The sequence below is a fragment of the Bacillus sp. 22190 genome (assembly GCF_052045575.1).
Taxonomy (GTDB): Bacteria; Bacillota; Bacilli; order Bacillales; family Bacillaceae; genus Bacillus; species Bacillus altitudinis.
Window position 1 is genome coordinate 209,296 of sequence record NZ_JBQEPF010000006.1, and the last position, 24,833, is coordinate 234,128.

Consider the following 24,833-nt stretch of genomic DNA (forward strand, 5'->3'; position numbering starts at 1 on the left):
ATTCAGTGTCAGTCCTGCGCATTGGTGCTCACGAATGTCAAATTCGCTCCGCAAAAAGTAGCTGTCTTTCATAGACAAAAAAGTTTTCTTTCACGCTGAAAAGAAGACAAAGGGCTACATTTCATTTAGTCCTTTGTCTTCTTATTTCTTAAACTATAGTACGTAGTGTCCACGTCTCTTTCTTTCAGCCAATGACTTGTTTCCCCTGTAAGCACAATCGGAGCTTGCCTTAGCTCCTCAATTGTTTTCATGCCAAGTACTGTCATCAACATCTTCACATCATCTTGTAGATCAATGATATCAGAGATGAGGCCCTTTTCTCCTCCACTCGTCAGGGATTTTAAGAAAAAGCCGGCTAATCCAACGGCAGACGCACCAAGAGCAATTGATTTTGTCACATCAAGTGCATCTTGAATGCCTCCAGAAGCTAGGACGGTTTGATCTGGAAAGGCTGTATGTACTTCAGCCAGACTCGCTGCAGTTGGAATTCCCCACTGGTCAAAATAGCGAAGTGCTTTTTGACGGCGCAGGTTCTCGATTTTAGAAAAATTCGTTCCCCCAAATCCACCTACATCAACAGCAGCAACTCCAGCATCAAATAATTTCTTTGCTGTTTCCTTACTCATCCCAAATCCAACTTCTTTGACGACAACAGGTACCTCAATTGATTCAGTGATGGCTGCGATCCGCTCAACAGCACCTCTGAAATCACGATCTCCTTCAGGCATGACGATCTCTTGAATCACGTTTAAGTGAATTTGAAGCATGTTTGCTTCCAGCATGTCAACGGCATCCCGTGCTTGCTGAATTGTCGCCTCACTGCCTAAATTGGCAAAAACGAGTCCATCCGGATTCACCTTTCGAACCACTTCATACGTACGACGTTCGTCTGCATCTTTCAGTGCAGCCATTTGTGATCCGACTGCTACTGGAATATTGGTTTCCTTCGCTGCGATAGATAAAGAGCGATTAATCTCATAGGTCGATTCTCCGCCTCCACCAGTCATTGCATTGATAAAAATTGGCGAACCGAAAGTCAGTCCGCCAATTGTCGTATGTGTATCAATTTGTGATGTCGCAAGATCTGGTAAACTGGCGTGAACGAAGGAAACATCTTGTAAACCTGTTGCTGCATGCTGGCCAGTCGACAAAGCATGCTCAATATGCTGTTTCTTTCTTTCTGCTCGCGTCAATTTTGATCACCAAATTATTTTAGTTTATTGAGTTTATCACCAATCAGGTCACCAAGCTGGAATCCGCTTGTATTTTCTTCTTTCGCCTGATATTGACGGTAATCCTCTTCAATTTGTTTTTCAGGATTCTCTTCTAATTCACGAATGCTAAGTGAAATGCGCTCTTCATCTTCATTGACATCAAGCACTTTCACTTTCACAGTCTGCCCTTCTTCAAGGACTTCTTGAGGAGTACCAATATGTTTGTGTGAAATTTGGGAAATATGCACAAGTCCTTCTACACCTGGCAGAATTTCAACAAATGCACCAAAGCTCACAAGACGTTGAACGGTTCCTTCAAGAACATCACCTTGTTTTACCTTTTCACCAATTTGGCTCCAAGGTCCTGGTAATGTTTCTTTAATAGATAGTGAGATACGTTCGTTATCGCGGTCAACAGCAAGAACTTTGACTTTTACTTCCTGTCCTTCTTCAACAACGTCAGATGGCTTTTCGACATGCGCATGGGATAGTTGAGAAATGTGAACTAATCCATCAATGCCGCCAATGTCAACAAATGCACCAAAGTCAGTCAGGCGCTGCACTTTTCCATCAATCACACTGCCTACTGCAAGCTTTTGCAGGAAGTCTTGCTTCTTGTCTAATTGTTCTTGCTCAACGACTGCACGATGCGATAGAATCACGCGGTTTTTTTCGCGGTCAAGCTCTACCACAACAAGCGAGAGTGTTTTTCCTTTGTAGTCAGTGAAGTCTTCTACATAGTGTGCCTCAACAAGAGACGCAGGAATAAATCCGCGAACACCAATGTCGACCACTAGACCACCTTTGACAACGTCTTTTACTTCTGCTTCAAATACTTCTTTTGTTTCAAACTTTTTCTCTAGGTCTTCCCAAGCGCGGTCTGCATCAACAGCACGTTTCGATAAAATCAAAGCATCGTCTTCGACCTTTGTTACTTTAAGCTCTAACTCGTCGCCATCTTTCACGACATCTGATGCTTTTTCAACGTGAAGACTTGATAATTCACTGATTGGGATGATCCCAGGTTGTTTCACATTGACGATATCTACATTGACATGCTTGTCCTCAACTTTAGAAACAATCCCTTTCACTACATCTCCAACCTCTGGTACCTGAACATCGATTTGATTCATTTCCTCTGTCATTTCGATAACCTCCTTGGTCCAAACCTACACAGCTTAGTTAAAACGACTGGGTGAATATGTGTCCTTAGCATGATGATTGCCAGCCGAATATGTATTATAGAAACATTCAAATCAACAGAATTGCTTGAATGATCAATAAAAATAGTATTAGTATAAACTTCTAATAAAAGACCTTGTTTGTCAAGAGATAAACCTCTAACTTATAAAAGTTTTCTAAAATTTCTTACTGTTTTTCTACACGCTCTGCTGCATCTAAAATTTTACCTGCAACCTCTTGAATAGAAAGGGCAGTCGTGTCAATTTCAATGGCATCATCTGCTTTCTTCAGCGGTGATACCTCCCGCTCAGAATCAAGCTTGTCACGTCTTGCAATTTCTTCGATCAGTTGATCGTAATTGACATCGTAGCCTTTTTTCTGATTTTCTTCAAAACGGCGTTTTGCTCTTTCCTCTACTGACGCAAGCAAGAAAATTTTCACTTCTGCATCTGGAAGAACATGCGTGCCGATGTCTCTTCCATCCATGACGACACCGCCTCGGTTCCCCAGCTCTTGCTGCCTGCGGACCATTTCTTCCCTAACAGCTCGATGCTTTGCAACAACAGAGACTTGATTGCTCACACGGTCTGTTCTGATGTCTTCTGTGACATCAATCGTGTCTAGATGTACTTTTTGACCTTCGTCAGTTGACACAAGTTCAATGACTGTGTTTTTCAATAACGCATCAAGTGCCTGTTCGTCTTCAAGGTCTACGCCTTGATTGAGTGCCGCAAGTGTAATTGCGCGGTACATCGCACCTGTATCGATATAAATATATGATTTTTTCGCTGCGACAATTTTTGCCACAGTGCTTTTTCCTGCTGCAGCAGGACCGTCAATTGCGATAGATAATTTCTTTTTCATAATACCTCTCCTTGATTGAATCTCCCTTATGAATTGTAACACGATCACCGCTCAAACGGGGGAATTTTCTATCAATCCTTTTGCTTAAATGTCTCAATCCAATCTTCAATGCTCATGTTATTTACACCCTCGTATTGTACGACTTTTGACAAAAATAGTTCTCCTTTCGTCAAGTGAAGGGTGACCTGAACCGCCAAAAGCAGAATGAGCTGAATGAGCACTGCTTTGAATAGCCATCTTTCCATTGTTTTCATACAAAAAGCCTCCAACGCTAGATTCTTTCTCTCTAGTATGGAAGCTTTTGACAACCTTTATTCTTATACTTTTTTCACACGTGTTAGAAGCTGCTGCTGGAAGCAGTACTTCATGATGTGCTGCTGGTGGTCGTTTGTGATTTCAGTAAATTCCATGATCGCTCTTGTTTTCCCGGTCTGTTCATCTTGATAAACGCGATTCATTTCTGCAATCGCTTTAATTTTCACTGGTTCTTTCAGTGAAAGTTCAAACTCTGTGACGACCTCGCCATATTCTTTTAGTGAGACACCTTCTGGAACAGCAATTGCTACACCGCCAGCACTCATATTGACAATAAATGTGTCGAAGGTTTCTTCACCATTTTGCGTAATGGACGCTTTCACCATCGTATCCACTCGAAGATATTCTCTTCGCTGAAGCCGAATCATTTCTTCTTTTGGCGGAATAGAAACGACAATCATCGGGATATCTTCTTTTCTTTTCCCAATGATTTTGCTTGTACATTTGTATGGAATTTGATTTTCATCGAAAAAGAAGACGGTGATTTCTGTTTCTTGATTTAAATAGATCGTGCGCCCCGTTTCTTTATCAGCTGGATAATTAATGCAAATATCATCGTTATTATTTTCCAAAACTTTTGATTTTGCAGTTTTCACTTCTTTGTTCTCATTGACATACTCAATTGTGATTGCATCCCCTATTTGTAACATTCCTCATCACTCTTTTCATCTGTGAAATCGTATCCTCTCTTATATTAAACCATGTATAAAACAAAAGGAAAAGGCTTATTCGCCTTTTCCTCGCTTCCTTTTCTATAGGTCTTTATATATAGGTTCTGCATTTTTTAGCTTATCTACTCTTTCTTCTTTTCCAGTATCTGCATTAATAAACATTCGGTATGTGTCGTTTTTAATGGTTCCTAAAAACTCATAGCAGAGAACTTCCTCTGACATATCATTTTGAACAAGAGCTACATGTGTATCCTCAATCTTCACATGTTTATTTAAGGTCTTTTCAGCTTCTTTTTGAGAAATCTTTGGTGCTTTTATGTCACGTTTTCTGTGATTCATTAAATAGTCTTTCGCTGAGAATCCCACAACCTCTCCATCATCTAAAGCGACTTTCATTCGAATGCTATCTGGATAAAGCAATACGTTATTCTGTAAAGGGACATAGGTAAATACGCCGATATTATCAAATTGCGCACTCTCATCTAAATGAAATGATTCAGTATCGAATCCATGCTTCTTTAAGAAACTTAGTGCTTTTTCTGAGGCATCATTTAAACTGATTTTTTGTTTGTTCACTTCACGGTTCTGAAGAAGATAAACAGGATGGCCGCCTTTTTCAGTCAAGTCTAAATAAAAGTTTGCCCGATTGTCTGGGTCAGACATTGATAGGCTGTAGACATCACGGTTCGTTTTACTCCCACTTTTTCTCACCTTAAAATCTTTGTTATGGTCAGGCGCAAATTGCTGGGCGATACGGATCGCTTCTTTTTTTGAAATCTTTTGCCCTTTTAAGTGATTGTAGCCTTGTGTTTCTGATTCAGTTGACACATTTGTAGGGCCAAGATCAACATCTGCAAACGCATCAGCATTTCTCTCAACGGTTTTTAATCCGTCAATGATGGTATTGTCGTTTTTTCGATCTCCATCAGCCAGTGCCATTTCAACATCCATCCATTTTAAATTTTTGTTGAGTACGAGATGCTGCACTTGTCTAAGTTCGTTTTGAATATCTGCCGCTTGATCATATAAAGTGGTAATGGTTTTGTGTGTATCTTTGTTTAATGGTTCATCTGATAAAGATTTAAGTGACGATTTATAGCTAAAGTCACCGACATTCGCTAGAAACTCTTCTGTTTTGTTAAAAGGCATCAATGTGAGCGGAAGCTGACTGACATTGTTATGCGCTTCTGATGACATTCTCCATACATCTGCCAGTGCTGGAGATATAGATGTTTGGCTATTCATCGCAAGTGTTGCGCCAAGTTTATCGTGCAGCTGATCGACTTGATACGTTAAATCATGGAAGGCTCTTTGATAGTTGTTCTCTGCATGAAGCAGTACTGCATCTTTTTCTTGATGCTCTTTATAGCCCCAGTATCCTGTTGAGATGACAGCAATTCCTAAAATAGCAATCAATATTCCTCTGATCATTTATTTACACCTCTTTTTATTCACAGAAAATATGTTTCCCGATTCGTTTAATTTGTGGTCTTCCCCAAATCCATGGGCTTGTCGCTGTATCAGGATTAAAGTAATAAACGGCGCTTTCAGATGGGTCCCAGCCATTAATGGCATCAAATACTGCCTTTTTAGCGGTTTCATTTGGCGCCATATAAAATTGTCCATCTGCTACAGCAGTAAACGCAAGCGGTTCAAAAATGACACCAGCAATCGTATTTGGAAAAGTCGGGTTGTTTAAACGGTTTAAGATGACGGCTGCTATCGCTACCTGTCCTTCATAAGGTTCACCTCTCGCTTCACTATACACAGCTTGTGAAAGAAGCTGAATGTCATTGCTTGAAAAACCACCTGGCATGTTGGCTGCTGTTTGTTTCGGCGTTTGATTTGCTTGACCATTTCCTGACTGGTTTCCAGACTTCCCAGACGAGCTGTTTCCTCCGCTTTGACTTTTTTGATTCTCTTTTGCACCTTGTGCTGTCTTTTTTTGCGTGTTTCTTTGCGCAGGAGCCTTTGTTTGCTGATCAAGAGGTTTCCCGCCGTAGTGCGTAAACTGATTCCCTTTTTGCAACTGCTGTTGCACAAACTCTTTATAGTATTTCGTCTTTTGAACTAATAGGCTTTTTGTTTTTTCCCCTACGAGTCCATCGACTTTCTTTACACCAAACTGGCTTTGAAAATTGCGCACGGCCCAGTAAGTTCCCCAGCCATACACCCCGTCTATTTTTCCATTGTAAAAACCATTGTATTGGAGCCTTGCCTGGAGCTCGACGACATCTTCTCCTGTAGCTCCCCGCTGAATCACTTGATTTGTGAAAGCTTCACTTTTTTCAGCTGTCATCAATGAAGACGCGAGCAGAACAATTGAGAAGATAAGGACGATTTGTTTCATAAAACGAGCTTTGTCCATATTTGATCCTCCTGTACTTTTGATGTTTGAATATATGTTTCTTCCGATCCCTATTTTTATACATTCATCACAGGAGGGAATTGGATGGAAAAGACAAAAAACGCCCTAAAGACGTATAGGACGTTTTCCAATTTAAATTTGTACCATCTTCACCGCACGGGCTTTTTTGGCTTTCCGCAGACCAAACCACCATAAAAAAATCATGAACGGCAACATAATATATCCCCAATTTTTCATGCCAAGAAGAATGAAATCATATAAGCCATGAAAAAGGATAGGAAGTATTAAAGAGAGAATCAGCCATTTTCGCTGCTCTTTTTTATCAGAGAAGCGAGCTTTACCTATATAAAATCCCATCACCACACCAAATAAAGCGTGGCTTGATACAGGCAGCAAGGCACGTGTAAACGCGTACTCTACCCCATGACCCACTAAGTACAGAATATTTTCAAGTGTCGCAAATCCAAGCGAGACACTTGTTCCATAGACAATCCCGTCATAGTGTTCATCAAACTGTACGTGCGCATAGACACTGACCATTAAAATAAACCACTTTAATGATTCTTCTAAAAAACCCGATGTCACAAATGAAATCACGATAGGATTCGTAGCGATATTTTCCTCTTGGAGGACATACTGAATAAACATGGTTGGAAACACAAGTATGACACCTAGCATAAAAGATCTGATGACCATATGAACCGGCTCATTGTCGTATTGATCTTTCAAATAAAAATAACTTAAAAGTGCGATGCCGGGAGCTAAACCTGCTGAAATGATTGCGATCATAATCAGACCTCTTTCCCTACATTATCCTTTATTATCGTACCACGAATCACCCCTTTTTTATATGACTCGAGCCCATTTTCCCAAAAATAATCTTCTATATAATCCCAATTTACATAAAAAAGAACTGAATCCCTTAGAAGGACCCAGTTCTTTTTTTACCCGTTGATTCTTTTGTTGATTTCTTCTGCAATTAACCCGCCATGAAATCTTCCATTTTCAATGAAAATTTCGTTGGCGTTGTTACCAGCTGCAATGACCCCTGCAATAAAAATACCTTCTACATTTGTTTCCATTGTTTGTTCATCAAATGCTGGGCGGCCTGATTCTGGATCGATTGTTACACCCATTTTTTCTAAAAATGAATGATCAGGATGATAACCTGTCATCGCAAACACATAATCACTTTTCACTCGATCCGTTTGGCCCTGCTGGTTTGTAAAGACAATATCCTGTTCTGTTATTTCTTTCACCTCTGCACCGAACTCCATTCGAATGGTGCCATTTCGAACAAGCGCTTCAAACTCTGGTAAAATCCAAGGTTTGATGCTGGATGAATATTCAGTTCCTCTATATAAAACCGTCACCCTGCTTCCGCATTTCACAAGTTCCAGGGCAGCATCAACACTAGAGTTCTTCCCGCCGATCACCGTCACATCTTTATCAAAGTAGGGGTGTCCTTCTTTAAAATAATGATACACATGAGGAAGGTCTTCCCCTTTTACATTCATATAGTTAGGATGATCATAGTACCCAGTCGCAATCACAACATAGTCACATGTATAGACGTCTTTTGATGTATTTACCGTAAAACGGCCATCTTTTTTCGTCACAGCGTTTACCTTTTCAAAAGCATTCACACGAAGGCTTTTTCGTCTGACCACCTCTCGGTAATAGGAAAGCGCCTGAATACGAACGGGTTTCCGATTTTCAGTGATAAAAGCGACGTCACCGATCTCAAGCTTTTCACTTGTACTGAAGAAGGTTTGGTGTGTAGGGTAATGATAAATACTGTTGACCACATTGCCCTTTTCAATCACAAGTGCATCAATCCCAATTTGCTTGAATGCAATGGCAGCTGATAGACCGCACGGGCCTCCTCCTATTATGATCGCTTTTTCTTGTTTCATTTGTTCCACTCCTGTCGTTTCACTGCAATAACAATTGCTGGGCTGTTTGATTCTTTGCATGATTCCATAAAAAAATCTCCTATTTAAGGATAGGAGATTTTAAGGCGCGATGCAAATAAGTCGCTTAAATCCAGCCTCTGAATCGAGAAGCTTCAGCCATTTTACGTACACCGACCATATATGCTGCTAGTCGCATATCAATACGGCGGTTTTGCGCCATTTCATAAATATTATTAAATGATTTCACCATCATATCTTCTAAACGAGTTTCTACTTCTTCTTCTGTCCAGTAGAACCCTTGGTTATTCTGAACCCATTCAAAGTAAGAAACAGTCACTCCACCCGCACTTGCAAGTACGTCCGGAACAAGCAGTACACCACGATCTGAAAGAATTTTTGTCCCTTCCAATGTCGTTGGTCCATTTGCTGCTTCTACGACAATTTTGGCTTTAATGTTCGCCGCATTATCTTCTGTAATTTGATTTTCAATGGCTGCAGGTACTAAGATATCACAATCTAGCTCAAGCAGCTCTTGGTTTGTAATTGTATCATTAAATAATTTAGTGACGGTTCCAAAGCTGTCACGTCGGTCAAGCAAGTAGTCAATATCGAGACCATCTTCATCATACAAACCGCCGTAAGCATCTGAAATTCCTACGATTTTCGCTCCGGCATCATACATAAATTTAGCCAAGTAACTTCCTGCATTTCCGAATCCCTGAACGACAACACGAGCCCCATTGATGTCAATTCCTTTTTTCTTCGCCGCTTCTTTGATACAGATCGTTACACCTTTTGCCGTTGCAGTATCACGTCCATGTGAGCCTCCAAGAACAATTGGTTTTCCTGTAATAAATCCTGGCGAGTTAAATTCATCAATTCTAGAATACTCATCCATCATCCATGCCATGATTTGAGAGTTTGTAAACACATCTGGTGCTGGAACATCTTTTGTTGGTCCAACGATTTGGCTAATTGCGCGAACATAGCCGCGGCTTAGTTTTTCAAGCTCCCTAAATGACATTTCTCTTGGATCACAGATAATACCGCCTTTTCCTCCGCCATAAGGAAGATCCACAATACCACATTTTAAACTCATCCAAATTGAAAGCGCTTTTACTTCTTTTTCAGTAACGTTCGGGTGGAATCGAATTCCGCCTTTTGTTGGACCGACAGCATCATTATGCTGCGCACGATAACCAGTGAAAATTTTCACCGATCCATCATCCATACGTACTGGAATTTTGACCGTTAATAGGCGAATTGGCTCCTTCAGCAATTCATACACTTCTTGCGGATAGCCCAATTTATCAAGCGCTTTATGTATGACGGTTTGAGTTGACTTTAAAACATCTAGCTTATCTTCTGCGTTATGAGCGGCGTTTTGATCGGCTGCCATTAAAATAAACCCCCTAGAAATCTTTCATGATCTACTGCTCCCTTTCAAGCAATAGTATACACCTTCGTACTGGTAAAGCAAAGGTAAAAAGCGTTTTTTATCAAAATAAAATATCAGCGTTTATAAATATAAAAATGGATATAAAAAAATACTGTTGTTTCATCACAACAGTATTAAATATAATAGAAAAAAGTGATTAAAAATACAGTTGAATCGTTTTCACTGCATCTTCCTGCATGATCACTTTTCCGTATTCTTTTAACCGGTGAATGGTTAATGTCGTCGGAGAACCGAACTCCGCTAAAATAGAAATGACTGTATCTGCAGACAGTTCTTCGAAATCATCTAGGCTGAGAAAATATTGACCTTCATAGTGGTAAACTGTACCCCCTAAAAGTCCAATACGACTTAAACTATGGGACAGTTGAATCACATCTTCAAACGAGGCAAATTGATAGAGCACATGCTTGCTCTCGTCGAGCTTGACTTGCATCTCAATGTAATCTTCATCAAACTCATCATCAGCATCTTCCTGCTGACTCTTTGTCACAATGACGACCATCCCCTGCGCCTGAAGAGAAAATACTTCAACAGCAATCGGTCCATTCGCTTCAAAACCGAGCTCCTGATTCGCTTCGTTCATCATGTCTTTAAACAGCTGATGAACTTTGAACGAATCTTTCCAAAGGTCTTCTTTCGTAAGACCTCGGTCTGTCAGATCATCTAGTGTGAGAAAAATTTTGATTTTATTATAATTCAGACGCTCTAGCCGCATAACGTTCCCTCCTGCCTCTTCTAACACACATCATACTGTAGTATATGAGATGATGAGTCATAGGTTCTTAATTTTGTATTCAGTTTACACTGTGTCAAGACGGAAGACAAGCATGAAGCTATGCTTACGGTGACTTTTATGGAAAATATTGATGGGGCATCAACTTAGCGCGTTTTTAGCGGCATTAAATAGATCAGATGGGTTTCTGGTTCTGCTCCAAGACGCATCGGAATCTTTGTTGTTCCGTAACCATTACTAATCAGAAAGAAAGCACCTTTGACTTGGCCTGTTCTTCCTTTTTCATACGGACCAAATTTCCCAATACGAATTTGACCCCCATGGGTATGACCGCTCAAAACAAGATCAATTCCCTCTTCTTCACTCATCAAATGATGCACATCTGGGTTGTGTGATAAAAGGATATTCACGTCTTCTTTGACAAACTCCGGCCGTATCGCTTCATAATCTGCTTTTTCAAGCCGGATATCATCGATTCCGCCTATTTTAATGGGCTGTCCTTCAAAATTCCACACAGCCGTCTCATTTTGCAATGTCGTCACCTGATAGGTATGGAGGATGTCTTTGAGTTTTTGCTGATGCAGCTCATGGTCGTTATTCCCCCACACAAAATACACCGGGGCAATCCTTGCTAAACGTTTCACATTTTCTTCAACTCTAGCATAAGGGACTCCCTTTTCAGCTAAGTCCCCGCCGATCATAATGACATCAGGCTGCTGCTCTTTTACTTCCGCTAATAAAGTATCACTAATTAGACGGCGATGGGTATCAGAAATAAAGAAAATGACTGCAGGTCGATCTGACTGAAGTCCTTCTATTGTAAAGTAATGCTTTTTGATGTTGTTTTGTTTTGCCGTTTTCACCATTTTCGCTGTTACACACACACCTGTTGTCACAGCCGCTATGGCAGCAGTAAATCCGATGGCATATTTCATTATGAATGACTCCCTTGTATCAGCTTTCTTTTATAAGACGCTTGAATGAAAAAAGACGTTTCAACTGTTTAAACGTCTTTTGCTCATTTATTTACTTTCATAATAGAGATTGATATCATATTGCGTCTGCATGAAGTGGAAAACGGCCTCGCGCTCTTTCCATTGATTTGATTGAGGCCATAAATCTGTGCTTTTCTGTATAATTTCACATCTGAGCTTATGATATTCATCCTCAGCCTTTTCTTCTTTTTTCTTATAATAATACGATGCGTAAAAAGCAAACACTTCAGCCATGATCCAAAACAGAAACACCTCATGGCCAAGCAATGTGGCAATCATCGCTTCCGGCTGCAGGGAGCCCCCGCTATTAGCTGTTATCACAAAATAAAACAGAAGAATCGCAAGTGATAAAAGGGCTGTCCATTGCCACCTTTTGCATTGTTTTGCAAACCCCTCGTATTTGCGCTTCCTTTTGATCAATGTTTCAATCATTTTCTGTGTCGGCTGATCCATATAGCGGCTGATTGCGTGCAATGTCATCACATACACCCTTGTCCCTTTTTTCTACATATGTATGTGCTTTTCGATTCATTCATGTCAAATATTAATTTTCTAATGGGATATTCAATACTTGTCCGCTGTACACGCTATTTCCTTTTAAATGATTGTAAGCTCGAATTTTCTCTTCCCCTGATCGGTTTTGATAATACTTCATGGAAATTCGATACAAGTTTTCCTCTGGTCCAACAGTATGCTGCACGACACGAACAGGTTTTTCTTCCTGCTTCTTCTTCTCTTCTGCTTCTTTTCGCTTTTTCTCTTCCTGCTGTTTTTGAAGAGCGAGCTGTTGCTGCTCACGCTTTTTTGCAGCTTCGGCCTTTTCACGCTCAGCCTTCTCTTTAGCGGCTTGTTCTTTTTTCTTTTGCTCTGCTTTTTCTTTTGAACGCTGCTTTTCTTTATCAGCATCTTTCTTTTTCTTCTCATCATCAGACGCATCCGCTTTGTCAGCGCTTGAATCATTTTTTGTTTCAACAAGTGCTGACGGGACTGGATCTGTGTCAGCACTCGATGTTTTATCAATATAAACACCTTGATTGTTGTTATCGTTAATTTCCTTTGATGTGTAATAAATCAACAGGAAGAAAACCGTGACGACAATAATAGGAAAGATAATAGCCAGTGTCGTAAACAATGGATTACGCACCTTTTTGGTTCGCTGCTTTTTATATTCATGAAAATCTTCTCGTGTAGGAAAGTGAGAGTCATCTGAAGGATGCACTTTTTCTTCTTCAAGATTTTCCTCTACATCATCATGGATGTTTGTCAGCTGCTGCTTTTTTCTCTTCATTCTCGACATTTCTTCCATGTTCATCCCTCCCCCAATATTTAAAACGAATTTGACATGCAAAGACTAGGTCAATGACAAAGTGTGTCATGACAGGAACGAATAAATTTCCTGTCCACTCGTATAAAAGTCCTAAAAAAATACTAATAGAAACCACAAGGATAAACAAGAGTATTTTTGACAAGTAGCGAAAGTGAAGAAGTGCAAACACAATGCTTGCAATCTCCAGTCCAAATTGCTGCTGAACGATCCCGCGAAATAAAATTTCTTCTGAAAAGGCAATGAGTAGCGTTAACCAAACAATATGCGGGATGCTGCGGTTTTTGAACATTTTTTCATTTAATCCGCCATCATCGTACATATGAGCTGGAAACACCTTCATGACAATAGCGTCAACAATAATCACAAGCAAAGCGCCGCCAATTCCGTAAGTCAGGATACGCATATCTCGGATCTGCCATAGGGCTGTAAAATCAGTCCAATGATCAAACATAAACATCCCTAGTAAAAAAGAGACAATCAGCATGAGCAGCTGTGTAAAATACAACTGTTCTACTACTTGTCGATCGGTTAATTTTTCAATAATACGGCGATGTTGTTCAATCAATGCTGCGCCTCTTTTGTCAGATGAAATAGACGATCCAGCTCGGTCTTCCAGTGTTTCATTTCATTCAGCTCCAATGGTTGATCTTTTTTTTCGTAATCAGACAGGTCAAGTCCGCATGAAGAACAGCAGTTCCCAAAGGAAGCGTCCTCCGTTAGATCAAGCTGCTCATCAAAGTATGATAACAAAGATTGCCTAAAGCAGCGATGGCCAGTGATATGCTCTTTAAACTGCCACACTTTTTTTAGCTTTTCTGTTTGTCTATCCTGCAGCTTTTCTTTCAGCTTCTTCATGAGCAAACGGGGCTGTTCAGTTTGGTACATCGTGTAATAATGCGAGAGCATTCGCGCGCGCGTCTCCTGAAGCCCTGCTTCCATCAATTGTTCACGTAATTTCTTTTCATCATTTATCGGCATGTGTGATAATCGGGCTAAGAAAAAATCAATTTCTGGATCATCAAAACCTTCTGCTTGAATCAAATGACTTTGAATATCCGCATCCTCTTCTGTATATAAAAGAACGCTCACACTATTTTTCCCGTCCCGTCCAGCTCTTCCAATTTCCTGCATAAATGCTTCAATTGACTGAGGCGGACTCATATGAATCACAAAGCGTATATTTGCTTTATCAATTCCCATTCCAAAAGCACTTGTACAGCAAATGAGATCAATTTGACCACTGATAAATTGCTGCTGGATCAGCATGCGGTCTCCTGACTCCATTCCACCATGATAAAACTCTACACGTTGATTCGTTTTTTGTTTCACCAAACGTGAAATATCTTCTGTCATTTGCCGGGTCGGACAATAAATCAGCCCAGGCCCTTGAAGGGTTTCCACAAGCTCCAGTGCTCGTTTCTCTTTTGCTTCTTTCGTTTCATGTGCCTCTTTTAATAGTGCAATATTCGGCCGGTTGACTGAATGAATATGAACTTCTGGATGCTCTAGCCGCAATGTTTGCACAGTATCTTTTAAGGTTTGTTTCGTTGCAGTTGCCGTTAGTGCTAAGGCGACAGGATTGCCGAGCGCTTCCCTCCATTCCCCAAGCTTGGAGTATTCCGGGCGGAAATCATGTCCCCATTCCGATATACAGTGAGCTTCATCTACAACGAATAGACCCACATGCATCGCTTTGAGCTGCTCTAACAATACCTCTGACATAAGCGCCTCAGGTGCGACAAATAAAAATTTATATGATGGCAAATGCCGAATAATATGTCTTCTTTCTTGAAAAGACAGTGTACTGTTAAGCGCAGCCACTCGCTTTTCACCGCGCATTTTCATGCGTTCCACTTGATCTTCCATGAGTGATAAAAGAGGTGAAATGATCAGCACTAACCCATCTGTCAAATAGCCCGGAATTTGATAACAAAGTGACTTCCCGCCACCAGTAGGAAGCATGGCAACCGTATCTTTTTGTTGAAGTACACTTCGAATAATGTCCTCCTGACCTGTTTTGAAGGCATCATAACCAAAGTATCGCATCAGCGTCTGATGAAGCTTATCCACTTGCTTTCACCATCCTTGTCAATGCCAATCGTATTTGAAAATAAGTAAATGAATGCTCGAGACTTTCTTTGATCAGCTTCATCTTGTTGGTTTGGAGCTGACCGGCTACCTCATGTATCGCCTTTTGAGCTTCACTGCTGACATATGGTTCGATCGAGAAGCTCGGCTCATGTATCGAGAGCTCCACAATATGATCTTCAATTGTCGCTTTTTTTAATGAACGAATATGAGCAATCTGATCAATACTGAACCCTTTTTGTACAAGCTCAAGCGTTTTATGGGTAGAGGTGGTCAGCACACGTTTGAATTGAAGATCATCTATCATTCGCTGGATGATCGGTGCCTCACCTTTTTGCGCACATTGAATAAAATAATGGAGCACATTCCAAAAAAGCAAGTAAACATACCATACATCTTCTTTCATCCATTCCGCCATTTGCTGGTACGTCCGTCCGATTCTTTCATTGGAAGTCAATGAATAAACAAAAAGCAGTGCCTCTTGATCAGTTAAATGAGCCAGAAGTGTTTCAAGCTCATGATGGATATCTTCAGAAAGCTTTTTCTTCTGGTGATATTGCGAGAAGAAGGATTTCGTCCAGTTTTGAACCGATATATCTCTTTGAATCGGCACATAGTGTTGTGATCTCGCTGCATGATGTGAAAGGACCTGCACAAGTAAAGACAGCCTCATCCATAACACCTTTGCTTTATCATGATACTTGGCACCATCAAAATAAACTGGCATCGGTTTTTCAGCAAAACGCTGACTTAGCATACTTATTCCTTCATCTGTGGCAATGAATGTATCCTCTGTCTTTCTGCTGATTAAGTGCTGCTCTAGCAGCCTTTTTACAGAGCGGTTCAGCTGATCCCTCGTAAAAGCTGGATAGCAGCCGAAGTAGCTAGAGAGCTGAAACAAACTTGCATCCTGTATCGTTTGAGATGATTTTTTTCCTTTAAAAAGATGGTAGACAGCACTAATGGAGCGTTCGCCGTTCAATTTATGTACGCTGTCCATCAACATGACATCCAAGTAATGAATCGTCATTGACCAAAGCACCTGTCTTCCTGACAAAATTCGAATATTTTCTCCCTTTATTTTAACAGATTTCATTGAAGAAGAAATGTTTAAACTCAATTAATGGGGGAAAGTTATGAACAAACCCTTATGTGATAAGCATTCTCAATCACTTTACAGTTGAAATGTGAATTTAAAATCATTACAATAAGGTTTGAGGAAATTGGTTTTTTATCGGTGAAACTAAAAAGGTTAAACCATTTGTTCCATCGAACAATCTGGGAGGTATTTTTTTAACATGGCAAAATATACAATTGTAGACAAAGACACATGTATTGCTTGCGGCGCATGCGGTGCAGCTGCTCCAGACATTTATGATTATGATGATGAAGGCATTGCATTTGTCACGCTTGATGACAATCAGGGGACTGTAGAAGTTCCAGAAGTACTTGAAGAAGATATGCTTGATGCATTTGAAGGTTGCCCAACTGACTCAATTAAAGTTGCGGACGAAACTTTCGATGGTGATCCACTTAAGCATGAATAGGATAAAAGCCCCTTTAAAAGGGGCTTTTTTTATATTAACTATTTTGAAGTCGGCGTTTATTTTCAAACCATGGACGCATTTTGACAAAAATGAAACTAAAGACGATGGTGATGATGATTCCTTTAATCAGGTTAAAAGGCAAGATCCCTGCTGTAATGGTTGCCTTTAGCACATGATCTGACAGGACGGGTGCATTCAAAAACCATGTATAAGCAGGAAGGAACAAGAAATAGTTTAAGATGCTCATCATGACTGTCATCAGTAATGTTCCGAGAATCATGGACCACGCTAACCCTCTTGCTGATTTAATCTTTTTAAAAATAAAAGCCACCGGTAAGATGAATAGTACACCTGCTGTAAAATTCGCTACTTGATCCACAGGAACACCGGACATGCTACCATGAATGAGGTAGTGCAGTAGATTCTTTAAAGCTTCAACAGCAATCCCAGCACCTGGCCCATAAATTAAAATCGCAATAATCGCAGGAATGTCACTAAAATCAATTTTTAAATACCCAGGAAGCCCAGGGAAAGGGAAATTCAATAACATTAATACAAATGCGATACTGCTAAGCATGCTGATGACAACTAAACGTTTTACTTTACTTTGATTCAATATTCTCTCTCCTTTTCGATCAAATCTTTCGAAAAGAGGATTGTTCAATTTTAGCCACAAAAAAACCGCTCTGAATACATACACAGGAGCGGGAAATTTAGGCTACACAAATAAACGTATAAACAGACATGTTTTCAACGTTTACGAACCTCCATCTTCTCCCATCCAGACTATACTGTCGGCTTCGGAATCACACCGAATCCTGCCAAAAAAGGCTCGCGGGCTTAGAGACTATGCCTCATCACCGCCGGTAGGGAATTACACCCTGCCCCGAAGATTGATCATTATTCAATTCGACATCATTATATATGATATATGAGCATTTGTACAGATAAAAATCCTGAGCAAATTCATCAGTTTTAAGAAATCGTAAAAAACCTAAAATTTATAATGACAAATGCGTAAAAATTGGTTATCTTTTGTTTAAAGGTGTCCATTCTTGATCAAGACACTAAAAAATGTTCGTGTTTTCTTTTTCGCTTTACTGCTTTAATTTGATTGACACAGTGAAAAGGAATATGGTAAATTATCAGATATTTATGACGTTTATTTTAGGAGGAAATCTTACGATGTTTCGAGTATTAGTCTCAGATAAGATGAGCAATGATGGTCTTTTACCACTATTAGAATCAGATTTTGTTGAAATTGTTCAAAAAAATGTAACAGAAGCAGAAGATGAATTACACACGTTTGATGCCTTACTTGTCAGAAGTGCCACAAAAGTGACAAAAGAACTTTATGAAAAAATGACTTCATTAAAAATTGTTGGCCGTGCCGGTGTGGGAGTCGACAACATTGACATTGATGAAGCGACAAAACACGGTGTGATTGTCATCAATGCACCAAATGGGAATACGATTTCAACGGCAGAGCATACGTTTGCGATGATCTCATCTCTCATGCGTCATATTCCTCAAGCCAATATTTCTGTGAAATCAAAAGAATGGAACAGAGGCGCATATGTCGGTGCTGAGCTTTACGGAAAATCTCTTGGGATTGTTGGCTTAGGCAGAATTGGAAGTGAAATCGCCCAGCGTGCAAGAGCATTTGGCATGACGGTCAACGTATTTGACCCTTTCCTCACAAAAGAACGTGCCGAAAAAATTGGTGTTAATGCAAAATCACTTGATGAAGTGCTTAAAGTATCAGATATTATTACGGTACATACACCTTTAACAAAAGAAACTAGAGGACTTCTCAATAAAGAAACAATCGCAAAAACGAAAAAAGGTGTTCGTCTAGTGAACTGTGCACGCGGCGGCATCATTGACGAACGAGACCTTCTTGAAGCACTTGAAAATGGTCATGTCGCAGGGGCTGCACTCGATGTATTTGAAGTAGAACCACCTACTGAGAATCCACTTGTGGATCATCCAAACGTCATTGCCACTCCGCATCTTGGTGCATCTACAAAAGAAGCACAATTAAATGTGGCGGCACAAGTCTCTGAAGAAGTTCTTCAATTTGCAAAAGGACTCCCGGTTATGTCATCTATTAATCTACCAGCGATGACAAAAGACGAGTTCAAAAAAATCCAGCCTTATCATCAATTTGCGGGAAAACTTGGACGTCTTGTTTCTCAATCGATGAGAGAACCTGTAAAAGAAGTCAGCATTTCATATGAAGGATCTATCGCAAAACTCGAAACATCATTTATTACAAAAAGTCTGCTTTCTGGCTTTTTGAAAGAGCGTGTCGATTCGACTGTAAATGAAGTCAATGCAGGTATGGTGGCAAAAGAACGTGGCATTAGCTTTAGCGAGAAAATTTCTTCAAGCGAATCTGGCTATGAGAACAGCATTTCCATTGAAGTCAAAGGTGACCTTTCCACCTTTACATTAAAAGCAACGTATATCCCGCATCTAGGTGAACGTGTCGTTTCTATTAATGGTTTCAATATTGACTTTTACCCAGATGGACACCTTGTCTATATTCAGCATACTGACGCACCTGGTGTGATCGGTCAAGTTGGAAAGATTTTAGGCGACCACGATGTGAACATTGCGACAATGCAAGTAGGCCGTAAAGAAAAAGGCGGCGAAGCCATCATGATGCTTTCTTTTGACAAGCACCTTGAAGATGAAATTGTCCAAACGTTAACTAAAGTGAGCGATATTCTTTCTGTACGTCTGATTGACCTATAAAAAAATGGTAAACCTCATGCAAAAGCATGAGGTTTATTTTGTTGAAACGATTAAACGTTCACCTGTCCGTATGAGATGCGTTGTCAGTGCATTGATTTTCTTCAATTGATCAACGGTCATTTGATGTGCTTTAGCAATGGACCAGAGCGTGTCCCCTCGTTGTATGACATATGTATGTTTCTCATATCCATCTACATGAAGGGCTGGCTCTTGGAAACGATCTCTTGCAATGATTGTGAGCGGATCTACTGCATCTTCTTTACTAACTGACCAATTACCCCTGTGCACCTCAAAATGCAAATGAGTGCCCCTAGAGGCGCCTGTGTTGCCTATGATGCCGATCGGCTGCCCTGTTTGTACATGGTCACCATTCTTTACAAAACGCGCATTTAAATGCGCATAGACGGTTTCATATCCATTTGGATGCCGAATAAATACAACTTCACCATATGTAGCAGATACATAGGAACGAGTAACCACACCTTCGCTAGCAGCAAAAATGGATTCTCCTTCTGGTGCAGCAATGTCTAACCCCTTATGCGAACCACCTCTTGTCCCAAACAAATCAGTGACTTCACCTTTGATTGGTTCCACCCACTCGGTTGTTTTCTCTGCATGGGCAAACGGTGATAAGGTCAAGAACAAGAAACAGCTAGCACATATGTAGCAATACCTTTTCATCAGTGACTTCCCTTCTTTGAAGTTCTTTTCATGACAGCTTAGTATACCTCAAGGAAGCCCTTTTCTATACATGAAAAAAGAACGCAATAAGTTGCGTCCTCAGATTGTTGACAAAGGGCTAAAATGAACTTGATTTTAGCCCTTTGTCTTCTTTTCAGCGTGATAGAAAACCTTTGCAGTCTAGGAAGGACGAGCACCGGAGCAGAGCGAATTTGACATTCGTGAGTACCGGAGCGCAGGACTGACAAAGAATGCGAGGGTTTGTCTACACGCTGAGAACGCAATAAGTTGCGTCCTTTAGCGTTCTTTGATAACAACTGGGTTTGGCAGTGCCGGTACCTCTAGCGGTTCTTTTAATTCATATGGGCCTACTTGATCTGTTCCTGCATTTTGTATCGTGACATCTGTAAAACCGAAATCTTTCGCTGTGAGCAGCAGTCCTTCAATAAGTAAAATATGATCAATTGAGTCCGTTAATTGTGCTGATGCTCCAAACGTGATGGTTGCATGTTTACCTTTTGATGTCACTTTTTTAATAGGCTCTTCTTTAATGAGTGGATCGAGTCCTGCATCATTCGCCCGCTTCATCGCCTCTACTGCATCTTTATAAGAAGGATAATCATCTTTTGAGGGCACCAAAAATGTCCCGCTCTTATTTTCTAAAACGTAGTAAGCATGCTTTGTTTGTTTATTAATTGAAATGGTACCAAGACGGCCATTCGTCCCTAATTGAAGGTGCGAGCCATTGACAGACTTGACCTGTACTTGTTTATATTGGCTCCATTTTAACGTTTCTTTGACCATGTCTTTAAAACGGTTGGCTTCTTTTAACGTATCAAGAGACAAATCATTTTTCAGCTGAAAAATCAGTGTATCTCCTTTTTCACTCACATCCACCATATCCATATAGGCTTGAAGAGGTTTTGTCATTTCAGGCAGCTCCAGTTTTTCGTATGTATCAAGAAGCGCCTGCACATCATCATGCTTATTTTCTTTTTGAATACTGATTGGGACAACTTGAGAAGTCGATTCATCTATGTATGAAATCGTCATATACTTTTCTTTGTCAGATGCATAAGCAACATGTGAAGGATCATTTGTGTTTTTTACCGCCTCTAATGTAGCATTCACCTGTCCTTTTTCAGCACTCGAGTCCATTTTCACTTTCTTTATATCTTGAGCAGCCGGCTGAAATAAATGAGGAGAAATCAAAAACGCCATAAATAAGACCACAACGGTTGCGACCGCTGGACCGATCCATCTGGCACTTTTCTTTTTCTTCCCGCTTGCCATCAGCATTTGCTGGTAAATCTGCTTAGATGAACGGTTGTCCTCCACCTTTGGAAGCTGACTGAGTAATACTTTAATTCGTTCTTCGCTCCAATTGGACCTGTTCGTTTTCATTCACTAGCTCCTCCTTCAAAAGCTCCATATGTTTTCGGAGCACTTTCAGGCCTCGGTGCTGCGTTGTTTTGACTTTGCTTTCCGAGAACTTTAGCGCCTTGGCCGTCTCCATGATTGAGTAGCCTTGGATAAACCTTAAAATGATGACGGCTCGTTGATCAATGGTGCAATGATCAAGTGCGGCATAAATTTCTTTGATATTTTCATCCTGTACAGCCAATTCATCTGGGAGCAGGTCTGGATCTTTTACATCCTGTTTATCCCAATCAAACGTGCCGAGCACCCGTTGTCTGATGGTTTGCTGTTTGCGAAACCAGTCAATTGCCACATGCCTTGCAATTGAAAACAGCCATGTTTTCTCGCTGCTTCTTCCTTCAAAAGTTTTATATGAGTGAAGTACCCGAATGTAAACCTCCTGCACGAGATCCTCTGCCTGATTTTTATCTTTTACCATATAAAATAAAAATTGGTACAAATCTTGATGGTACGAATCATATATTTTTTGAAAGGTTTCATGCATAGGAAACCCCTCCGTTCACTTATTTTTGTCGAGTGACTCTCACAAAACGTTACATTACAACTTTATGACAAATATATTACAAGATCGACAATTTGGAAAGGGCTTTTTGTTTAACTTCTCCTTAAAAATATGAAAATAGAAAAAACACTTCATTTTCTTTCGAAAAGAAGTGTTTCTCATGTAACAAGATTCTTCGTCAAGATTAGACGAGTTCCTGCTTTTTTTTCGGAATATAGAAAGTGAAGTGAGTACCTGTTCCAGCTTTACTATGTGCATGAATGGAGCCTTGATGCGCTTCTACGATGTTTTTCACAATCGCAAGGCCCAGCCCCGTACCGGAACGTCCTCTTGTTCTTGCTTTATCTGCTTTATAGAACCGTTCAAAAATAAACGGGAGATCCTCTTCAGGAATGCCGCTTCCCGAATCTTTCACATCCATCTTGAGCCCATTTTCCACCGATTGAACTGAGAAGTGAACTTCTCCGCCTTCTGGTGTATGACGAATGGCATTATCGATGAGATTTGTAAAAACCTGTTCTATTTTATCTGGATCAAATACAAAATACGGTTCTTCTACTTGAATTTCATACGTCAGGTTGATTTGTTTTTCTTTCGCAATTCCAAGGAATTTACGGTAAATTTTTTCAGTCAGCTCTTCTGTATCAGTTGATTCAAGATTCAGTGTAATATGACCAGCTTCCATACGTGCGAGATCGAGAAGATCATTCACAAGACGCCCCATTCGAAGTGATTCATCATAGATAATTTGGGCAATCTCTTTCTTTTCCTCTTCAGATCCGGCAATGTCATCGACAATCGCTTCACTATAGCCCTGGAGCATAGCAATAGGTGTGCGGAGTTCATGACTAACATTTGCAATGAAGTCTTTTCTTAGCTTATCCAGTCTTCTCTCTTCTGTCATATCGCGAAGTACCGCTACCGCTCCTCTGACATCTTGCTGATTATAAAGCGGAGACATGAGAAGAACCCAAGTACGCCCTTGCAGCGTGACTTCGATCATTTGCTCTTTTTCCGTACTGACGGCAGTATGAAACAATTCACGCGCTTCTGGCGGCAGTTCATCCCCATCTTTGATCTTCATATTTTGCTCGTAATACCAAGCCTGCAAGAATCTTTCTGCAGGAGGATTTGTCATGAGGATCGTTCCATCAATATTGATCGTGATGACACCGTCTGCCATACTGCTCAGAATGTTGGACAAATGTTCTTTTTCTTGATTTAAAGCGGTTATATGAAATTTAAGCTGCTTACCCATTTGATTAAAGGCGATCGCCAGTTCCCCAATTTCATCTTGCGTTAAAATAGGAATCTTTGTATCAAATTTCCCTTTCGCCAAATCTTGTGCTCCCTCTCTCATCTTTCTGAGAGGGTAGGTGACACGAGTGGATAAGAAGAAAGCGAAAATTGTCGTCAGCACAATCGCAATTCCGGCTGCGAGGAAGATATAACGCGTCGTATGTTTTGTTGTCTGCTCTACAGCGAGGAGGGATTGAGAAAGAAAGACCATCCCTTTCTTTCCGTTCGCCTCGTAAGGAACACCTACTACAATGCGCTCATCCTTCTGATTGCCTGTATCAGATTCAGCTCGTTTACTGATTTTTTTTCGTTGTGTCAGTGCTTTGTTCAAATCTTTGTCTGCTTCAATTTGTTCTTTTGTGATCGCAGGAAGCTTCCCGCCTTTTTCAGACGAATACCATTCTAGTCCATCCTCTTGAACAATCGCGATACTTGTCAATTTATCAGCTAGTTCTGATGTAATCGATCTTGCTAGTGATTGATCCTCATGGCTTTCTAAAATGACTGCTACTTTGTTGGCCATTTGTGTTAAATCAGACTTTGCTTCTTCCACATGGTAATTCTCAATGAACTCTAAAAGAAGCACAGTTAAAATCGATAAAACAATGAGCACGAGGAAAAGAATGGTTAACCATAGCTTTCCTACGACACTTTTCCACAGCTTCATTCAGCGCCGACCTCAAATTTGTACCCGACACCCCATACTGTCACGATTTTTTTCGCTGCTTCTGGTGACACTTTATTTAGTTTTTCGCGAAGCCTTTTGACGTGGGTATCCACTGTTCTCAGATCCCCAAAGAATTCATACTGCCACACTTCTTTGAGAAGCTTTTCCCTGTCATAGACCTTATCCGGCGTTTTTGCCAAGAAGTACAAAAGTTCGTATTCCTTCGGCGTGAGGCTGACTTCTTTTCCATCTGCTGTGACCCGGTGTGCATCATGATCAATGGATAGATGAGAAAACACGAGAACATCTTTTGTGGTTGTTCCAGTATTAAGGTATGACGTTTGAGACGATCTTCTTAACAGTGCTTTCACACGAAGAACCACTTCACGCGGGCTGAAAGGTTTGACGATATAATCATCCGTTCCTGCCTCAAAGCCTTGCACACGGTTAGCTTCCTCACCTTTTGCTGTCAGCATAATAATTGGTGTGGCTTTTTTATCTCGGATTTGATTACACACTTCAATCCCATCTGTCCCAGGCATCATTAAATCAAGCAAAATGAGGTCATAATCGGTTTGAAGTCCTTTTTGAATGGCTTCATCCCCATTTTCCGCTTCATCAATTTCATAATTTTCCCGTTCTAAATACATTTTTAAAAGGCGACGAATTCTTGCCTCATCATCGACGACTAATATTTTCGTTTGAGTTGTGTGTTCCATTAGACAATCCTCCTGCTTTCTCCGTTGTTACATACATTTTAACAAAAAGCCGAATCGAATCATAAAAGTTGGCCTTTTTCATGCGA

At 40.5% G+C, this 24,833-nt stretch carries 25 protein-coding genes and 1 riboswitch; of the genes, 2 read left to right on the forward strand and 23 right to left on the reverse strand.

What is annotated here, in order from left to right:
• Positions 1 to 125: 125 nt before the first annotated feature.
• The 17 genes from fni to ACTJKA_RS11030 form a co-directional block, all read right to left on the reverse strand.
• The gene (gene fni / locus ACTJKA_RS10950) at positions 126 to 1,193 is read right to left on the reverse strand and encodes a type 2 isopentenyl-diphosphate Delta-isomerase (protein WP_250026356.1); all 1,068 of its coding nucleotides are present in this window, start codon (positions 1,191 to 1,193) and stop codon (positions 126 to 128) included.
• 14 nt (positions 1,194 to 1,207) lie between these two features.
• Positions 1,208 to 2,359, reverse strand: a complete 1,152-nt coding sequence (gene rpsA / locus ACTJKA_RS10955) for a 30S ribosomal protein S1 (protein WP_008344519.1) — start codon at positions 2,357 to 2,359, stop codon at positions 1,208 to 1,210.
• 223 nt (positions 2,360 to 2,582) lie between these two features.
• A complete protein-coding gene (cmk, locus tag ACTJKA_RS10960) occupies positions 2,583 to 3,260 on the reverse strand; it encodes a (d)CMP kinase (protein WP_035702901.1) in 678 nt (225 codons plus the stop codon).
• A 71-nt stretch (positions 3,261 to 3,331) separates the two neighbouring features.
• Positions 3,332 to 3,514 (reverse strand): YpfB family protein, encoded by a 183-nt coding sequence (locus ACTJKA_RS10965; protein WP_008344514.1) that lies wholly within the window; start codon positions 3,512 to 3,514, stop codon positions 3,332 to 3,334.
• A 63-nt stretch (positions 3,515 to 3,577) separates the two neighbouring features.
• On the reverse strand, positions 3,578 to 4,225 hold the full coding sequence (locus ACTJKA_RS10970; RefSeq protein WP_440607762.1) for a flagellar brake protein: 648 nt from the start codon (positions 4,223 to 4,225) through the stop codon (positions 3,578 to 3,580).
• Between the two features lie 102 nt (positions 4,226 to 4,327).
• The gene (gene ypeB, locus ACTJKA_RS10975; RefSeq protein WP_072368264.1) at positions 4,328 to 5,677 is read right to left on the reverse strand and encodes a germination protein YpeB; all 1,350 of its coding nucleotides are present in this window, start codon (positions 5,675 to 5,677) and stop codon (positions 4,328 to 4,330) included.
• Between the two features lie 16 nt (positions 5,678 to 5,693).
• The gene (gene sleB / locus ACTJKA_RS10980) at positions 5,694 to 6,614 is read right to left on the reverse strand and encodes a spore cortex-lytic enzyme (protein WP_045034327.1); all 921 of its coding nucleotides are present in this window, start codon (positions 6,612 to 6,614) and stop codon (positions 5,694 to 5,696) included.
• A 132-nt stretch (positions 6,615 to 6,746) separates the two neighbouring features.
• Positions 6,747 to 7,403 (reverse strand): glutamic-type intramembrane protease PrsW, encoded by a 657-nt coding sequence (prsW, locus tag ACTJKA_RS10985; protein ID WP_008344507.1) that lies wholly within the window; start codon positions 7,401 to 7,403, stop codon positions 6,747 to 6,749.
• A gap of 155 nt (positions 7,404 to 7,558) precedes the next feature.
• Positions 7,559 to 8,530 carry a YpdA family putative bacillithiol disulfide reductase gene (locus tag ACTJKA_RS10990; protein WP_035702895.1) on the reverse strand — a complete coding sequence of 324 codons (972 nt, stop codon included), beginning with the start codon at positions 8,528 to 8,530 and terminating at the stop codon, positions 7,559 to 7,561.
• Positions 8,531 to 8,654: 124 nt separating this feature from the next.
• Positions 8,655 to 9,929, reverse strand: coding sequence for a Glu/Leu/Phe/Val family dehydrogenase (locus ACTJKA_RS10995; RefSeq protein WP_007500982.1), 1,275 nt, complete (start codon positions 9,927 to 9,929; stop codon positions 8,655 to 8,657).
• Positions 9,930 to 10,125: 196 nt separating this feature from the next.
• The gene (locus ACTJKA_RS11000; protein WP_007500984.1) at positions 10,126 to 10,704 is read right to left on the reverse strand and encodes a genetic competence negative regulator; all 579 of its coding nucleotides are present in this window, start codon (positions 10,702 to 10,704) and stop codon (positions 10,126 to 10,128) included.
• Positions 10,705 to 10,868: 164 nt separating this feature from the next.
• Positions 10,869 to 11,657: a metallophosphoesterase gene (locus ACTJKA_RS11005; RefSeq protein WP_017367513.1), complete on the reverse strand. Its 789-nt coding sequence runs from the start codon at positions 11,655 to 11,657 to the stop codon at positions 10,869 to 10,871.
• An 87-nt stretch (positions 11,658 to 11,744) separates the two neighbouring features.
• Positions 11,745 to 12,197: a DUF2663 family protein gene (locus ACTJKA_RS11010; RefSeq protein ID WP_007500988.1), complete on the reverse strand. Its 453-nt coding sequence runs from the start codon at positions 12,195 to 12,197 to the stop codon at positions 11,745 to 11,747.
• 64 nt (positions 12,198 to 12,261) lie between these two features.
• Positions 12,262 to 13,023, reverse strand: a complete 762-nt coding sequence (locus ACTJKA_RS11015; RefSeq protein WP_017367515.1) for a LysM peptidoglycan-binding domain-containing protein — start codon at positions 13,021 to 13,023, stop codon at positions 12,262 to 12,264.
• Positions 12,968 to 13,609: a CPBP family intramembrane glutamic endopeptidase gene (locus ACTJKA_RS11020; protein ID WP_008344498.1), complete on the reverse strand. Its 642-nt coding sequence runs from the start codon at positions 13,607 to 13,609 to the stop codon at positions 12,968 to 12,970. Before ACTJKA_RS11020 ends, ACTJKA_RS11015 begins: the two co-directional genes overlap by 56 nt.
• A complete protein-coding gene (locus tag ACTJKA_RS11025; protein WP_440607763.1) occupies positions 13,606 to 15,114 on the reverse strand; it encodes a RecQ family ATP-dependent DNA helicase in 1,509 nt (502 codons plus the stop codon). Before ACTJKA_RS11025 ends, ACTJKA_RS11020 begins: the two co-directional genes overlap by 4 nt.
• Entirely contained in the window at positions 15,107 to 16,162 is a 1,056-nt protein-coding gene (locus ACTJKA_RS11030) for a helix-turn-helix domain-containing protein (RefSeq protein WP_017359772.1), read from the reverse strand. The genes ACTJKA_RS11025 and ACTJKA_RS11030 overlap by 8 nt, the downstream gene beginning before the upstream one ends.
• Before the next feature lie 268 nt (positions 16,163 to 16,430).
• Here ACTJKA_RS11030 and ACTJKA_RS11035 point away from each other — a divergent pair, with 268 nt between their 5' ends.
• Positions 16,431 to 16,679 (forward strand): ferredoxin, encoded by a 249-nt coding sequence (locus ACTJKA_RS11035; protein WP_008344492.1) that lies wholly within the window; start codon positions 16,431 to 16,433, stop codon positions 16,677 to 16,679.
• A gap of 34 nt (positions 16,680 to 16,713) precedes the next feature.
• On the opposite strand, the gene ACTJKA_RS11040 is transcribed toward ACTJKA_RS11035, so the two are convergent.
• A complete protein-coding gene (locus ACTJKA_RS11040) occupies positions 16,714 to 17,295 on the reverse strand; it encodes an ECF transporter S component (protein WP_008344490.1) in 582 nt (193 codons plus the stop codon).
• 149 nt (positions 17,296 to 17,444) lie between these two features.
• Positions 17,445 to 17,577, reverse strand: a riboswitch (FMN riboswitch).
• A gap of 287 nt (positions 17,578 to 17,864) precedes the next feature.
• Here ACTJKA_RS11040 and serA point away from each other — a divergent pair.
• Complete coding sequence (gene serA, locus ACTJKA_RS11045; protein WP_052321033.1) at positions 17,865 to 19,439, forward strand: phosphoglycerate dehydrogenase; 1,575 nt, start codon at positions 17,865 to 17,867, stop codon at positions 19,437 to 19,439.
• Positions 19,440 to 19,472: 33 nt separating this feature from the next.
• On the opposite strand, the gene ACTJKA_RS11050 is transcribed toward serA, so the two are convergent.
• The 5 genes from ACTJKA_RS11050 to ACTJKA_RS11070 all read right to left on the reverse strand — a co-directional run bounded on the left by ACTJKA_RS11050 (position 19,473) and on the right by ACTJKA_RS11070 (position 24,747).
• Positions 19,473 to 20,120, reverse strand: coding sequence for a M23 family metallopeptidase (locus tag ACTJKA_RS11050; protein WP_035391628.1), 648 nt, complete (start codon positions 20,118 to 20,120; stop codon positions 19,473 to 19,475).
• A gap of 297 nt (positions 20,121 to 20,417) precedes the next feature.
• A complete protein-coding gene (locus tag ACTJKA_RS11055; RefSeq protein ID WP_017359775.1) occupies positions 20,418 to 21,524 on the reverse strand; it encodes a hypothetical protein in 1,107 nt (368 codons plus the stop codon).
• Positions 21,484 to 22,044, reverse strand: a complete 561-nt coding sequence (sigX, locus tag ACTJKA_RS11060) for an RNA polymerase sigma factor SigX (RefSeq protein WP_007501006.1) — start codon at positions 22,042 to 22,044, stop codon at positions 21,484 to 21,486. The genes ACTJKA_RS11055 and sigX overlap by 41 nt, the downstream gene beginning before the upstream one ends.
• A gap of 202 nt (positions 22,045 to 22,246) precedes the next feature.
• The gene (locus tag ACTJKA_RS11065) at positions 22,247 to 24,028 is read right to left on the reverse strand and encodes an ATP-binding protein (protein ID WP_008344481.1); all 1,782 of its coding nucleotides are present in this window, start codon (positions 24,026 to 24,028) and stop codon (positions 22,247 to 22,249) included.
• Positions 24,025 to 24,747 carry a response regulator transcription factor gene (locus tag ACTJKA_RS11070; protein ID WP_003215596.1) on the reverse strand — a complete coding sequence of 241 codons (723 nt, stop codon included), beginning with the start codon at positions 24,745 to 24,747 and terminating at the stop codon, positions 24,025 to 24,027. Before ACTJKA_RS11070 ends, ACTJKA_RS11065 begins: the two co-directional genes overlap by 4 nt.
• Between the last annotated feature and the right edge of the window lie 86 nt (positions 24,748 to 24,833).